This window comes from Oceanobacillus sp. FSL K6-0118, from assembly GCF_038006665.1.
Lineage (GTDB): Bacteria > Bacillota > Bacilli > Bacillales > Amphibacillaceae > Oceanobacillus > Oceanobacillus caeni.
This window is the reverse complement of record NZ_JBBOVR010000001.1, coordinates 2286334-2300446: the sequence shown is the minus strand read 5'-3', so window position 1 is coordinate 2300446 and position 14113 is coordinate 2286334. Positions and strand designations below refer to the sequence as shown.

Below are 14113 nucleotides of genomic sequence, written 5' to 3'. Positions count from 1 at the left end.
TTGAATATTTTTCGACATTTATTGTCGTAAAAAAGAGAAAAACAAAGAAATATTGAGGAAAAGTAATAAAACAGAAACTTTTTAAATAAATAAAAGGATATTTAGATCTTTTGTAGAATATCATAAAAAGGAAAAGTATTCGTACATATATAAAAGGAGGAACTTTTGTTGAAAAAAATAAAAGTGGGATTAGTAGATGATAATAGAGAATTGATACAAATGATGGAAGATTATTTTGATGAACAAGATGATATTGAAATAATTGGAACTGCACATAATGGAAAGGATTGTTTAAATCTTTTAGACGAAATTGAACCTGATGTATTAGTGTTAGATATTATTATGCCGCATATTGATGGCTTAGCGGTTTTAAATACAATAAGAGAAAGAGGATTGAAGTCTAACGTAATTATGTTAACAGCTTTTGGTCAAGAGGAAGTGATGAAAAAAGCGGTTGATTTAGGAGCATCTTATTTTATTTTAAAACCATTTGATCTCGATCACTTGGCTGATCAAATTAGACAGGTTGAGGGTAAACAAATTATACAATCAAATATTAAAACATCAATAAAGAAAGAGAAGAAACATGATTTAGAAGCAAGTATTACAAATATTATCCATGAAATAGGTGTACCTGCACACATTAAAGGATATATGTACCTTCGTGAGGCCATTACAATGGTTTATAATGATATTGAACTACTTGGTTCAATTACCAAAGTATTATATCCAGCTATTGCTAAGAAATTTAATACAACTTCTTCAAGAGTTGAAAGAGCGATTCGACATGCAATTGAGGTGGCATGGAGCAGAGGCAATATTGATTCCATTTCTAAACTATTCGGATATACCATCAATATCTCTAAAGCAAAACCGACTAATTCCGAGTTTATTGCGATGGTTGCGGATCGTTTACGTTTAGAGCATAAGGCCAGCTAATAAAATAAATAAAAAATTGGCATTCGCTTAAAAATTTGGCGAATGCCTTACAAAATAAAAAAATCACTGTGCTTGTTACCCAAAACTATTATAGGAACAACATTTTATTACTCAAAGAATGCTTGGTATAAAGAACGAATAGCTTTATCCATGTCAACTGCTTGAATACCAAACATCATGGAAACTTCTGATGAACCTTGGTTGATCATCTCAATATTAACATTTGCATTATAGAATGCAGAAGTTGCGCGATGAGCGACGCCGACTGTTTTAACTAACCCTTCACCGACAATCATTACTACTGCGATACCTCTTTGAAGACTAACTGTATCAGGATGAAGTTCATCATTAATACGCTTAATAACTAGCTCTTCTTTTTCAGGAGTTAATCGGTGTTCTCTTATGATAACGGACATATCATCAATTCCAGATGGCGCGTGCTCAAATGATATACCTTCGTCCTCTAGAATATGTAAAAGCTTACGACCAAAACCAATTTCTCTGTTCATTAGATACTTGCTTACGTAAAGGCTACAGAATCCAGTATCACTAGCAATACCCGATACACATTTATCATTTACTTCTCTTTCGGCAAGAATTAATGTGCCTTTTGCATCCGGATTATTTGTATTCTTAATACAAACAGGAATTTTAGCTTTAATAGCTGGAATCAATGCTTCATCATGGAAAACAGAAAATCCGGCATAAGACAATTCTCGCATTTCCTTATAAGTTAATTCTGTAATTTCTTTCGGGTTATCAACAATATTTGGATTGACTGTATAAACAGAATTCACATCTGTAAAGTTTTCGTATAGACTAGCCTGTACTCCAGCTGCTACAATCGATCCTGTAATATCGGATCCCCCTCTTGAGAAAGTAACGAGTTTTCCTTTATTGGTATAACCAAAAAACCCCGGTATAACGATGATACCTTCCTGTTCTCGCAATGAGTACATTTTCGGTAAGCTCTCAGGTAATATTTGTGCATTTCCAGGTTCATCACTTACGATAATACCGGCTTGTTTCGGGTTCATGTAATTTGCCGTTAATCCGATATCAGATAAATAAGCACTTATAATCTTTGCGTTATTATTTTCACCAATCGCTTTAACAGAATCCATTTTCACATCATTAGTAACATTTTCGAAGAGTGTTTGTTTAATGGATCTTTCAATTTCTTCAAGTAATGATGAGGAAAGATTTAATTCATCAATAATATCCTTAAATCGTTTTAAAACGATGGAATAGTACTCTTCATAATTTTCATTATTGATATAGGCAGTTCCCATATTGATAAGCATATCTGTCATTTTGAAATCATTACTATCGCGTTTACCTGGAGCAGAAACAACAATAAATTTTCTCTCAGGATCGCTTTTAATGATTTCGGCAACCTTTTTGATTTGAGTTGCGTTTGCTACGGAGCTACCTCCGAATTTTGCTACTTTCATACTTTATCCCCCTGATCTGGTTGATTATTCTATATAATAACACAATTTTTTTATTAATCTAATAGAAAATTAAAAAATAGATATATTTTTATTCACTTTTTTTCTCGTCGGGAATTGCACGATATTTGTTTTTTTTGTCTCGATAAATAATAAATCCTCCTATAAAAGCAAAACCTAATACAAAAAGTATAAGTCCAATAAAAAATTGAAACCCAGCGTTTAGCAAGAAAGGATAGTATTCTGCAAAAATGGAATCTCTCATTAATTTAATTCCAAAAACAGATACTAATCCGGGAGCTAAAAGCAATAATAGCGCTAAAATTCTCATATATTTTACCCCTCTATATTATTTCATATATAGTATAGCAGACATACTCAATAAAGTTGTAATCGACAGGTTAAAAAGGATTGATTGATCAAAAAGTTTAGTGAAAATGATACTTAGGTACTAAGGACCTTCCACTAAGTTCCGTTACGTCCTTGAAAACGACCTTGGCCCTTTTCATCCTCCTTTTTGAACATGTATAAAAGTCTATTATAACTAAATAATCTAATTTTTTTATCGTTTTATTAATAATAAATTAACTTTTAATGATATAATTAATAAATCTGCAGATATTTAAACAATTTAATACTAAAGGGCATAAATAGCCAATACTATTTACAGCCATTTGGCTAAAATTAACAATGTTAATAGGAGTGATTACATATGGCAATATTCGTTGAAATGGAAAAATATGATTATGAACAGGTTTTATTTTGTCAAGATAAAAATTCAGGATTAAAGGCAATTATTGCTTTACATGATACAACGCTTGGACCTGCATTAGGTGGTACACGTATGTGGACTTACGCCACAGAAGAGGCTGCAGTAGAGGATGCATTAAGACTTGCGAAAGGTATGACATACAAAAACGCTGCCGCGGGTTTAGATTTAGGCGGTGGTAAAACTGTTATAATTGGTGATCCTAGAAAAGATAAAAATCCAGAGCTATTCCGTGCATTTGGCCGTTACATTCAAAGTTTAAATGGACGTTACATCACAGCAGAGGATGTAGGTACAACTGTTGAAGATATGGATCTTATTCATTTAGAAACAGATTATGTGACAGGAATTTCACCTGAATTCGGTTCATCCGGTAACCCATCGCCAGTAACTGCCTATGGTGTATATATGGGGATGAAAGCTGCGGCAAAGGAAGCATTTGGAAGTGATTCATTAGAAGGTAAAACAGTGGCAGTTCAAGGCGTTGGTAATGTTGCTTACTCTTTATGTGAACATCTTTATAAAGAAGGGGCAAAAATAATTGTTACAGATATCAATGAACAAGCAGTAAAACGCGCTGCTGAAGCATTTAAAGCAACAGCGATAGATCCAGACGATATTTATGATGTCGATTGTGATATTTATGCTCCTTGTGCATTAGGTGCAACGATTAACGATGAAACGATTCATCGAATAAAAGCTAAAGTCATCGCAGGTTCTGCCAATAATCAATTAAAATTACCAAAGCATGGCGATATGTTACATGAAAAAGGGATCGTTTATGCTCCTGATTATATTATCAATGCTGGCGGTGTCATTAACGTAGCAGATGAATTAAATGGATATAATCGAAATCGAGTAATGAAAAAGGTTGAAATCATTTACCATAACATTAACCGTATTTTTGAAATATCCAAGAAATCAGACATCCCTACATATGTAGCAGCGGATCGTATGGCGGAGGAAAGAATTGCATCCGTTCGCGCTTCAAGAAATCAATTTTTAACTAATGGACACCACGCTTTAAGTAGGAGAAAGTAACATTTTGGCAGATAAGAAAATAAAAGCTTTCTTATCCCGTATAAGTGCAAAGGCGTACGCTAATCTAATAGCGAACGCCAAGTTTTCGAAAGGGTTGATATGATGTCTAACGAATATGATGTTGTTATTCTTGGTGGCGGCACAGGAGGATATGTTGCAGCAATCAGGGCGAGTCAACTTGGGATGAAAGTGGCCATTGTTGAAAAAGAAAAACTTGGTGGTACATGTTTACACCGTGGTTGTATTCCTACAAAAGCATTATTAAGAAGTGCAGAAGTTTATCAGCAGACTAAAAGAGCTAGTGAGTTTGGAATCGAAACGGAGAATACTACTTTTAGTTTTTGGAAGGTTCAAGAGAGAAAAAGCTCTATTATTGATAAGTTACACACTGGTGTAAAAAGTTTAATGAAAAAAAATAAAATAGATGTCTATCATGGTTTTGGTCGAATCTTAGGACCAAGTATTTTTTCACCCTTACCAGGAACTATTTCTATTGAATATAAAGATGGTTCGGAAAATACGATTCTTATACCAAAGTATGTCATTATTGCAACAGGATCGAAACCGAAGATGTTACCGGGACTAAATAATGATGGGGATCAGGTTCTTAATTCAGATGAAATATTATCAATGGATCAATTACCGAAGTCGATCATTATCGTCGGTGCAGGTGTCATAGGCGTGGAATGGGCTTCCATGTTAAGTGATTTTAATGTTCATGTTACATTGGTGGAATATTTAAATCGTATTTTACCAAATGAAGATGACGAAATTACTAAAGAGGTAGAAAAAAGGTTAAGTAATAAAGGTGTTACTATTTTAAAAGAAACGAAAATACTTCCAGAAACATTAGAAAAAAATAAAGACATCAAGATTATGGCAGAACAAAACGGGGAAAAAATTTCATTAGAAGCTGAAAAAATATTAGTTTCTGTAGGTAGAACAGCAAATATTAAAAATATTGGTTTAGAAAACACAGAAATAACTATTGAAAATAGTTATATTCAAACGAATAAATTTTATCAAACGGAAGAATCTCATATATATGCAATTGGCGATGTTATTGGTGGATTGCAATTAGCGCATGTAGCGTCTCATGAAGGAATCGTTGCTATAGATCATATTGCTAATAAACAACCTTTGCCAATTAACTATGAACACGTTCCTTCCTGTGTATATTCAAACCCAGAAGTGGCTAGTATTGGACTGACAGAAAGGGAAGCAAGAGATGAAAAAGGTTTTGATATTAAAGTTGGTAAGTTCCCATTTTCAGCGGTTGGCAAGGCACTTGTTTATGGCGAAACAGATGGATTTACCAAAATTATCTCAGACAACAAAACAAATGATATATTAGGTATTCATTTAGTGGGTCCGCATGTTACAGATTTAATTTCAGAAGCTAGCTTAGCTAAAATACTAGATGCAACCGCATGGGAAATCGGCCAAACGATACACCCGCATCCTACTTTGTCTGAAGTGATTGGAGAAGCAGCATTAGCTGTGGATGGTTTTCAAATCCATCGTTAGGGTAGTATGAATTTTGGCCATAAGTATTGTAATAGAAACGGGGGGACATTTTGATGACGAACCGACATACTAAGTTAGGGTTGTCAGATCAAGAAGTTCTTGATATCTATAAAACGATGTTACTTGCAAGGAAAGTTGATGAAAGAATGTGGTTATTAAATCGGTCAGGTAAGATTCCATTTGTCATATCCTGTCAAGGACAAGAAGCAGCTCAAGTTGGGGCTTCTTTTGCTTTGAATAAGGAAAAAGATTATGTTGCTCCATATTATCGGGATCTAGGGATTGTATTATCTTTCGGCATGACGGTAAGGGATATCATGTTATCCGCATTCGCAAAAGCAGAAGACCCGAATTCCGGTGGAAGACAGATGCCTGGTCATTTTGGACAAAAGAAAAATAGAATTATTACCGGATCTTCGCCAGTAACGACCCAAGTTCCTCATGCAGTAGGATTTGCTTTAGCGGCAAAAATGGAAAAGAAAGATTTTGTTTCATTTGTTACTTTAGGAGAAGGATCCTCAAACCAAGGTGATTTTCATGAGGGATTAAATTTCGCAGGTGTTCATAAACTCCCAGTTATTACAATGGTAGAGAATAATCAATACGCTATTTCGATTCCTCTCCATAAACAAATAGCAAGTAAAAATGTATCTGTAAGGTCTGTCAGTTATGGAATGGAAGGTATCACTGTAGATGGTAATGATCCACTTGCTGTATACGAAGCTGTTAGAGATGCTAGAGCAAGGGCAATAGCTGGAGAAGGCGGAACATTAATTGAGGCAGTATCGTATCGTTTTACAGCACATTCTAGTGATGATGATGATAATTACAGAGAGAAGGAAGAAATAGAGCAGGCGAAGAAACAAGATGCAATTGTACTATTTGCTAATTATCTTCGGGAAGAAAAGATTTTAACGGTAGAGTTAGAAAAAAAGATGACAGCAGAAATTAACTCGATCGTTAATGACGCTACTGATTATGCAGAAGAAGCGCCGTATTCGATGCCTGAAGATACTCTCAAATACGTTTATGAGGACTAGGAGGGGGAAAACATGCCAATAATGTCTTATATCCAAGCTATAACTTTAGCTTTAAGAGAAGAAATGTTACGTGATGACAAGGTCTTTATTCTAGGTGAGGATGTTGGGAAAAAAGGTGGTGTTTTCCGAGCAACTGATGGGCTCTATGATGAGTTTGGTGAGTATCGTGTGTTAGATACCCCTCTAGCAGAATCAGCAATAGCTGGGGTCGGTATTGGTGCGGCAATGTATGGGATGCGTCCGGTAGCTGAAATGCAGTTTGCGGATTTTATTTTACCAGCAGTAAATCAAATTATTTCAGAAGCTGCTAAAACGAGATATCGTTCCAATAATGATTGGAGTGTCCCAATAACAATACGAGCACCGTATGGTGGTGGAGTTCATGGGGCACTTTATCATTCCCAATCGGTGGAAGCTATATTTGCAAATCAACCAGGCTTGAAGATTGTAATGCCATCTGGTCCTTATGATGCAAAAGGATTATTAAAAGGGGCTATTCGTGATAATGACCCTGTCTTATTTTTTGAACATAAACGTGCATATCGTTTGTTAAAAGAAGAAGTACCGAATGATGATTATGTACTTCCAATTGGAAAAGCTGATATCAAACGTGAAGGTACGGATATTACAGTCATAACCTATGGATTATGTGTCCATTTTGCCCTGCAAGCTGCAGAAAAGCTTGCAGAAGAAGGAATAAGTACCCATATTCTTGATTTACGTACGGTCTATCCTTTAGATAAGGAGTCCATTATTAAAGCAGCTAGTAAAACAGGAAAAGTTCTCTTAATAACGGAAGATAATTTGGAAGGTAGCATTATAGGAGAAGTAGCTGCAATCATTGCCGAAAATTGTTTATTCGATCTTGATGCTCCAATAATGCGGCTAGCAGGACCAGATGTACCAGCAATGCCATATGCTCCAACTATGGAAAAATATTTTATGGTAAATCCAGATAAATGTGAAAAGGCTATGCGTGAGTTGGCCGAGTTTTGAGTGGAGGAGTGTAATAATGGCTTTAGAAAAAATAACGATGCCACAATTAGGTGAAAGTGTTACGGAAGGTACGGTTAGTAATTGGTTAGTTAAAGTTGGAGAAGAAGTAAATAAGTATGATCCAATTGCTGAAGTGCTTACGGATAAAGTAAATGCGGAGGTTCCTTCTTCTTTTACAGGTGAAATTAAAGAACTAGTTGTAAAAGAGGGAGAAACCATTGCTGTTGGCGAAGTAATGTGTACGATTGAAGTAGAAGAAATGAATAAAAAATCAACTCAACAGGCTATAGCTGAAGAGGAAATCCCTGAAATTAAGAATGAATCTAATCAAGAATCTATGAAAAAGAGATATTCCCCAGCAGTATTACGACTTGCCCAGGAAAATGATATTGATTTAGAACAGATTACTGGATCAGGAAAAGGTGGAAGAATTACTCGAAAAGATGTCGAGAAAGTTATTCAAAACGGGGGCCTTCCACAAATGGGTCATGTATCCCAGCCAAAATCCACTATTACTTCAGCACCATTAAATACTTCAACTAATTTAAAGATAAATGAAGGTGACATAGAGATTCCGGTAACAGGAATTAGAAAAACTATAGCGCAAAACATGGTACGTTCAAAACATGAAATACCACATGCGTGGATGACCATTGAAGTAGATGTAACGGAATTAGTTAGTTATCGAAATAAAATTAAAGGGGATTTTCAAGATAAAGAAGGATTTAAACTAACCTATTTTCCATTTTTTGTTAAGGCAGTATCAGAAGCTTTAAAAAAATTCCCACAAGTTAATAGTACATGGCAAAATGATAAAATCATCCAAAGGAAAGATATAAATCTTTCTATAGCAGTAGCCGTGGAGGATCAATTATTTGTTCCTGTAATAAAGAATGCAGATGAAAAGAGTATTAAAGGAATAGCTAAAGATATTCATGATTTGGCAACAAAAGCTAGAAATCATAGTTTGTCTGTAAAAGATTTGGAAGGTGGAACTTTTACTATTAACAATACAGGAATTTTCGGTTCTATTCATTCAATGGGGATTATCAATCATCCACAAGCTGCTATCCTGCAAGTAGAATCTATTGTGAAGCGTCCAGTGATTATAAATAATATGCTCGCAGCACGTGATATCGTTAATTTATGTTTATCGCTTGACCACCGTATTCTCGATGGACTTGTTTGTGGAAGATTTCTAGCTTTTATAAAGGAACGACTGGAAAATATGAACGAAGATAATATCAATATATATTAGGCGCTATTTAATATTCCCTCCTTTAAAGTCTTAATTCATTGAAATTACACTTCAAAGTTGGTAATCTAAATATATGAAACACTTTATTATAAAGGAGTAGGATACGATATGGATTTTAATCTATTTATGAATGACGTAGTTAATGCAGCGCGTGAAGATATAATTGAAGCAGGCTATCAAGAATTAAAAACTCCTGAAGAAGTGGACGCTTCACTAACGAAAGAAGGAACAACCCTAGTGATGATTAATTCTACTTGTGGTTGTGCTGGAGGGGTAGCTCGTCCTGCAGCAAGAAATGCAATTCATTATGATAAAAGACCGGATCACTTAGTAACCGTCTTTGCCGGTCAGGACCCTGAGGCAACAGAAAAGGCAAGAGAGTACTTTGAAGGCTATCCACCATCTTCTCCATCATTTGCTTTATTAAAAGACGGAAAGATTTTAAAAATGGTAGAACGTCATGATATTGAAGGACACAGTCCAATGGAGGTAACAAATAAACTCCAACAATTATTTGACGAATATTGTGAAGAAGTGTAATTTTCAACAAGAGGCTGTTCTTATATAAGGCGGCCTCTTTTATCATAAAAAACCGACTCAATTCTCTTTGGCCGGTTTAGAAATTTATAAAGTATGCTAATCCTGCAGTTATACTAGATAACACCATAGCAATAATCATAATATAAACAATAATTTTTTGCCGTCTTTGACGTTTCGATTTTCCCCGAGAAGTACTATTTTTTATGTTTGTTGCCAAGTCCAAATCCTCCTTTTCATTTAAACTGACTATAAATATTCTAACGTGAAATAAACAATTGGACAAGTGTAAAAGATTTTGGTAGACATATTCCAAAAAATATCTGAAAATAGACTATATGGTTATAATTTCATAAATTACAAATGGGGGTATTGCATATGGAGTTAGATTCCAAAGACTTAAATGCAAAAGAAAGATGGGAGAAAGCCGTATCAAAGGCTACTTCACGTTTTCCAGAAAGAAAAGAAACCTTTACAACTTCTTCAAATATAAAGGTAGATCGACTATATCAACCAAAGGGAGAAGAAGTAAATAAGGAATTAGGATATCCAGGAGAATTTCCGTACACAAGAGGAATTCAGCCAACGATGTACCGTAGTAGATTTTGGACGATGCGACAATATGCAGGATTCGGTTCAGCTGAAGAAACAAATAAACGTTTTCGTTACTTGCTTGAACAGGGGCAGACTGGTCTATCCGTTGCATTTGATTTACCAACACAAATAGGCTATGACTCTGATGATGTCATGTCTGAGGGAGAAGTTGGTAAAGTCGGGGTTGCTATTGATACATTAGAAGATATGGAAAAATTATTAGATGGAATTCCATTAGACAAGGTAAGTACATCCATGACAATTAATGCGCCTGCATCTATTTTATTGTGTATGTATCTTGCTGTAGGGGAAAAGCAAGGAGTACCATTTGAGAAAATTACTGGGACGATTCAAAATGATATCTTAAAAGAATATATCGCTAGAGGAACATACATTTTCCCTCCAAAGCCTTCTATGCGATTAATTACGAATATTTTTGAATTCTGTAACCAATATGTGCCGAAATTCAATACGATTAGTATCTCTGGATATCATATTAGAGAAGCTGGATCCAATGCAGTTCAAGAAGTAGCGTTCACCATTGCTAACGGTATGGCTTATGTAGATGCTGCAATTGAATCTGGATTAAAAGTAGATGACTTTGCACCACGATTAGCATTCTTCTTTAATGCACATAATAATTTTTTTGAAGAAGTAGCTAAGTTCCGTGCTGCTAGAAGAATTTGGGCAAAGATAATGAAAGAACATTATCAGGCAAAAGATCCAAAAAGTTGGAAATTAAGATTCCACACTCAAACAGGTGGTTCGACATTAACTGCACAGCAACCTGATAATAATATCGTAAGGGTAGCAATGCAAGCGCTGTCAGCGGTGTTGGGTGGAACGCAAAGCTTGCATACAAATTCTCGAGATGAGGCGCTATCATTACCGACAGAAGATTCTGCTAGAATTGCATTACGAACGCAGCAGATTATTGCTTATGAAAGCGGTGTAGCTGATACGATTGATCCATTAGCTGGATCCTATTATGTTGAAAATTTAACCGATGAAATAGAGAAAAAAGTTAATAACTATTTAGATAGAATAAAAGAAATAGGCGGGGCCGTACAGGCAGTAGAAGAAGGGTATATGCAAAGAGAAATTCACCATAATGCTTATGAGATTCAAAAAAATATCGAAAAAGAAGAAGAAATTATAGTTGGATTAAATAAATTTACATTAGATGAGGAAGTTGAACCAGACCTCATGAAAGTGGATGAGGCATTAGAAAAAGGCCAAATTAAATCATTGACAAGGATTAAAGAGAAAAGAGATAACGAAAAGGTTGCAAGTGCTCTAGCCGCACTAAGCGAAAACGCTAAAAATGAACGTGCAAATTTATTACCTTTTATTTTGGATGCAGTAAGAGTATATGCTTCTGTTGGAGAAATTTGTAACGTATTACGCGAAGAGTTCGGTGAATATCAGGGAGTTTAATAAGGGGGACAAACAAATGGGGAAAAAAATACGTGTACTAGTTGCAAAGCCGGGGCTTGATGGTCATGATCGTGGGGCATTAGTGATCTCTCAAGCTTTAAGGGATCATGGGATGGAAGTTATTTATACAGGACTTAGACAGTCACCTTTACAAATTGCTCAAGCAGCCATTCAAGAAGATGTCGATGTAGTGGGTTTATCTTCTCTTTCTGGGGCGCATAGAACTTTATTTCCAAAGGTGGTAGAAGAATTAGAGAAGAGAGGTGCTGGGGATATTCCTGTCGTAGGGGGAGGAGTAATACCTAGCGTTGACATTCCTTATCTTTTAGAAAAGGGTGTAAAACGTATTTTTACTAGTGGTTCATCTACAGATTTGCTAGCTAATTACATAAAAGAATTAGTAGATCCACAGACTACGCCAGTTACGGCACCTAAAAAGATCGCCCATATTGGAATAGCAGTTGAGAGCATTGAACAGGCGTCAACCTTCTATCTAGATTCCCTTGGGCTACAATTAGAAGGTGTAGAAGAAGTTCAAAGTGAAGGGGTTAAGGTAGCGTTTATTAAAATAGGTGAAACTCGTTTTGAGTTATTAGAACCCCTTAATGAAGAATCTCCTATACGTAAATTCCTTGATAAAAAGGGAGAAGGACTACATCATATCGCTTTAGAAGTAGATGACATACATGCTCGTCTAGAACAACTTAAGGCGAATGGAGTAGCTTTAATAAATGAAGAGGCAAAATTAGGTGCACATAACAGTCAAATTGCTTTCATTCATCCGAATGCGGCAAGTAAGGTACTTTATGAATTATGTCAATATCCGGAGGGGAGTGAGGCCTAATGGATATTTACGATAAAATTAATGAATTATATGACAAACGTAGGCAAGTAGAGCTTGGTGGTGGAGATGAACGAATTGAAAAACAACACGCCAAGGGAAAAATGACTGCTAGAGAAAGGATTACGTACTTACTTGATGATGGCACATTTGTTGAGCTATATCCATTCATTGAAACACGTGCTTCTGATTTTGGAATGAATAATAACTCTGCTAAAGGTGAAGGTGTAGTTACTGGATACGGTAAAGTAAATGGAAAACCTGTTTATTTATTTGCCCAAGATTTCACCGTTTATGGTGGAGCATTAGGAGAAATGCATGGTAAAAAAATAGCTGCAGCAATGGACTTAGCCGCCAAAAATGGTGTACCTTTTATTGGACTTAACGATTCTGGTGGAGCGCGTATTCAAGAAGGTGTTTCATCACTTGATGGATATGGTCAAATATTTTATAGAAATTCAATATATTCTGGTGTTATCCCACAAATTTCTGTGATCATGGGGCCAAGTGCTGGCGGTGCTGTATATTCCCCCGCTATAACCGACTTTGTCATTATGGTAGAAAAAACATCACAAATGTTTATCACAGGACCAAAGGTTATTGAAACAGTAACAGGAGAGAAAATTTCCTCAGAAGATTTAGGTGGTGCGTTCGTCCATAATGCGAAAAGTGGAAATGCACATTTTAAGGCATCATCAGAGGAAGAAGCATTGGACTTAGTTAGAAAATTGATTGACTATCTCCCAGCTAATTACAAGGAAAAACCTGAAAAGAAACAATATGAACAAATCGATGAAGAATTAAGACCGGATTTAACAGATATTGTTCCATATAGTGCGCTTAGGCCTTATGATGTAAAAAAAGTAATTGACCAAGTGGTAGATGGGGATAGCTTTTTAGAAGTACAACAGGATTTTGCTAAAAATATTGTGGTTGGTTTTGCACGAATCAAAGGTGAAATAGTTGGATTAGTATGTAATCAACCAAAATATTTAGCTGGTGGGCTTGATATAGATTCAAGTGATAAGGCGGCAAGATTTATTCGATTTTGTGACTCATTTAATATCCCATTGATCACGTTTGAAGATGTAACTGGTTTCTTCCCTGGCGTAAAACAAGAGCATGGTGGAATTATCCGTCATGGCGCAAAAATTCTTTATGCATATTCTGAAGCAACCGTTCCAAAAATCACGGTTATTACACGTAAAGCATATGGCGGTGCGTACGTAGCCTTAAATAGTAAGTCCATTGGTGCTGATCTTGTCTTTGCTTGGCCAAACGCTGAAGTTGCAGTTATGGGGCCAGAAGGAGCAGCAAATATTATTTTTGCTAAAGAAATTGCTGAGAGTGAAGAACCAGAAAAAGTCAGACAGGAAAAAATAGATACATATAGGGAAAAGTTTGCAAACCCTTATGTTGCTGCGGGTCTTGGAATGATTGACGACGTAATAGATCCTCGAGAAACAAGAATTAAATTAATTCAAGCATTAGAAATGCTGAAAAACAAACAGGAAGAAAGACCAAACAAAAAACACGGAAATATTCCGTTATAGTGCATGTTCAAAAAGGACCGAGTCGGCCTTCCTTAAATTCGTTTCCTGTGCGTCGGAAGTTCGAAGCGGCGATACTCCCAATACTAGAACGTATGCAATTAACACGTTAGTAACGCAAAAGCGAGCGTTC

At 35.8% G+C, this 14113-nt stretch carries 13 protein-coding genes; 10 read left to right on the top strand and 3 right to left on the bottom strand.

What is annotated here, in order from left to right; genetic code table 11:
- The first annotated feature begins 168 nt into the window (after positions 1 to 168).
- Positions 169 to 939 (top strand): sporulation transcription factor Spo0A, encoded by a 771-nt coding sequence (spo0A, locus tag MHI02_RS11815; protein WP_047183869.1) that lies wholly within the window; start codon positions 169 to 171, stop codon positions 937 to 939.
- 107 nt (positions 940 to 1046) lie between these two features.
- Here the strand turns inward: spo0A and MHI02_RS11810 are convergent, their stop codons facing one another.
- Together MHI02_RS11810 and MHI02_RS11805 are read right to left on the bottom strand one after the other, a co-directional pair.
- Positions 1047 to 2393, bottom strand: coding sequence for an aspartate kinase (locus MHI02_RS11810; RefSeq protein ID WP_204798784.1), 1347 nt, complete (start codon positions 2391 to 2393; stop codon positions 1047 to 1049).
- 88 nt (positions 2394 to 2481) lie between these two features.
- Complete coding sequence (locus MHI02_RS11805; protein ID WP_047183871.1) at positions 2482 to 2721, bottom strand: DUF2627 family protein; 240 nt, start codon at positions 2719 to 2721, stop codon at positions 2482 to 2484.
- Between the two features lie 381 nt (positions 2722 to 3102).
- Between MHI02_RS11805 and MHI02_RS11800 the strand changes: the two genes are divergently transcribed.
- The 6 genes from MHI02_RS11800 to MHI02_RS11775 all read left to right on the top strand — a co-directional run bounded on the left by MHI02_RS11800 (position 3103) and on the right by MHI02_RS11775 (position 9561).
- Complete coding sequence (locus tag MHI02_RS11800; protein WP_047183872.1) at positions 3103 to 4200, top strand: Glu/Leu/Phe/Val family dehydrogenase; 1098 nt, start codon at positions 3103 to 3105, stop codon at positions 4198 to 4200.
- Between the two features lie 102 nt (positions 4201 to 4302).
- Positions 4303 to 5727, top strand: coding sequence for a dihydrolipoyl dehydrogenase (lpdA, locus tag MHI02_RS11795; protein ID WP_047183873.1), 1425 nt, complete (start codon positions 4303 to 4305; stop codon positions 5725 to 5727).
- 53 nt (positions 5728 to 5780) lie between these two features.
- Positions 5781 to 6767 (top strand): thiamine pyrophosphate-dependent dehydrogenase E1 component subunit alpha, encoded by a 987-nt coding sequence (locus MHI02_RS11790; RefSeq protein WP_047183874.1) that lies wholly within the window; start codon positions 5781 to 5783, stop codon positions 6765 to 6767.
- Positions 6768 to 6779: 12 nt separating this feature from the next.
- Positions 6780 to 7763: an alpha-ketoacid dehydrogenase subunit beta gene (locus tag MHI02_RS11785; RefSeq protein WP_047183875.1), complete on the top strand. Its 984-nt coding sequence runs from the start codon at positions 6780 to 6782 to the stop codon at positions 7761 to 7763.
- Between the two features lie 16 nt (positions 7764 to 7779).
- The gene (locus tag MHI02_RS11780) at positions 7780 to 9021 is read left to right on the top strand and encodes a dihydrolipoamide acetyltransferase family protein (protein ID WP_341165928.1); all 1242 of its coding nucleotides are present in this window, start codon (positions 7780 to 7782) and stop codon (positions 9019 to 9021) included.
- Positions 9022 to 9129: 108 nt separating this feature from the next.
- Positions 9130 to 9561 (top strand): BrxA/BrxB family bacilliredoxin, encoded by a 432-nt coding sequence (locus MHI02_RS11775; RefSeq protein ID WP_047183877.1) that lies wholly within the window; start codon positions 9130 to 9132, stop codon positions 9559 to 9561.
- 76 nt (positions 9562 to 9637) lie between these two features.
- Here MHI02_RS11775 and prli42 read toward each other — a convergent pair whose 3' ends face one another.
- Positions 9638 to 9778 carry a stressosome-associated protein Prli42 gene (gene prli42, locus MHI02_RS11770; protein WP_225344083.1) on the bottom strand — a complete coding sequence of 47 codons (141 nt, stop codon included), beginning with the start codon at positions 9776 to 9778 and terminating at the stop codon, positions 9638 to 9640.
- Between the two features lie 158 nt (positions 9779 to 9936).
- On the opposite strand from prli42, the gene MHI02_RS11765 reads away from it, so the two are divergent.
- From MHI02_RS11765 to MHI02_RS11755, 3 genes are read left to right on the top strand one after another with little or no spacing between them, the layout of a single operon-like run.
- Complete coding sequence (locus MHI02_RS11765) at positions 9937 to 11589, top strand: acyl-CoA mutase large subunit family protein (protein WP_047183878.1); 1653 nt, start codon at positions 9937 to 9939, stop codon at positions 11587 to 11589.
- Between the two features lie 16 nt (positions 11590 to 11605).
- A complete protein-coding gene (mce, locus tag MHI02_RS11760) occupies positions 11606 to 12433 on the top strand; it encodes a methylmalonyl-CoA epimerase (protein ID WP_047183879.1) in 828 nt (275 codons plus the stop codon).
- On the top strand, positions 12433 to 13983 hold the full coding sequence (locus tag MHI02_RS11755; protein WP_047183880.1) for an acyl-CoA carboxylase subunit beta: 1551 nt from the start codon (positions 12433 to 12435) through the stop codon (positions 13981 to 13983). Before mce ends, MHI02_RS11755 begins: the two co-directional genes overlap by 1 nt.
- Positions 13984 to 14113: the final 130 nt, after the last annotated feature.

What these genes read in the sequence shown, in the direction of transcription:
- MHI02_RS11810 (WP_204798784.1), bottom strand. Translation starts at nt 2,393, where the DNA reads ATGAAAGTAGCAAAATTCGGAGGTAGCTCCGTAGCAAACGCAACTCAA.
- MHI02_RS11805 (WP_047183871.1), bottom strand. Translation starts at nt 2,721, where the DNA reads ATGAGAATTTTAGCGCTATTATTGCTTTTAGCTCCCGGATTAGTATCT.
- MHI02_RS11800 (WP_047183872.1), top strand. Translation starts at nt 3,103, where the DNA reads ATGGCAATATTCGTTGAAATGGAAAAATATGATTATGAACAGGTTTTA.
- lpdA (WP_047183873.1), top strand. Translation starts at nt 4,303, where the DNA reads ATGTCTAACGAATATGATGTTGTTATTCTTGGTGGCGGCACAGGAGGA.
- MHI02_RS11790 (WP_047183874.1), top strand. Translation starts at nt 5,781, where the DNA reads ATGACGAACCGACATACTAAGTTAGGGTTGTCAGATCAAGAAGTTCTT.
- MHI02_RS11785 (WP_047183875.1), top strand. Translation starts at nt 6,780, where the DNA reads ATGCCAATAATGTCTTATATCCAAGCTATAACTTTAGCTTTAAGAGAA.
- MHI02_RS11780 (WP_341165928.1), top strand. Translation starts at nt 7,780, where the DNA reads ATGGCTTTAGAAAAAATAACGATGCCACAATTAGGTGAAAGTGTTACG.
- MHI02_RS11775 (WP_047183877.1), top strand. Translation starts at nt 9,130, where the DNA reads ATGGATTTTAATCTATTTATGAATGACGTAGTTAATGCAGCGCGTGAA.
- MHI02_RS11765 (WP_047183878.1), top strand. Translation starts at nt 9,937, where the DNA reads ATGGAGTTAGATTCCAAAGACTTAAATGCAAAAGAAAGATGGGAGAAA.
- mce (WP_047183879.1), top strand. Translation starts at nt 11,606, where the DNA reads ATGGGGAAAAAAATACGTGTACTAGTTGCAAAGCCGGGGCTTGATGGT.
- MHI02_RS11755 (WP_047183880.1), top strand. Translation starts at nt 12,433, where the DNA reads ATGGATATTTACGATAAAATTAATGAATTATATGACAAACGTAGGCAA.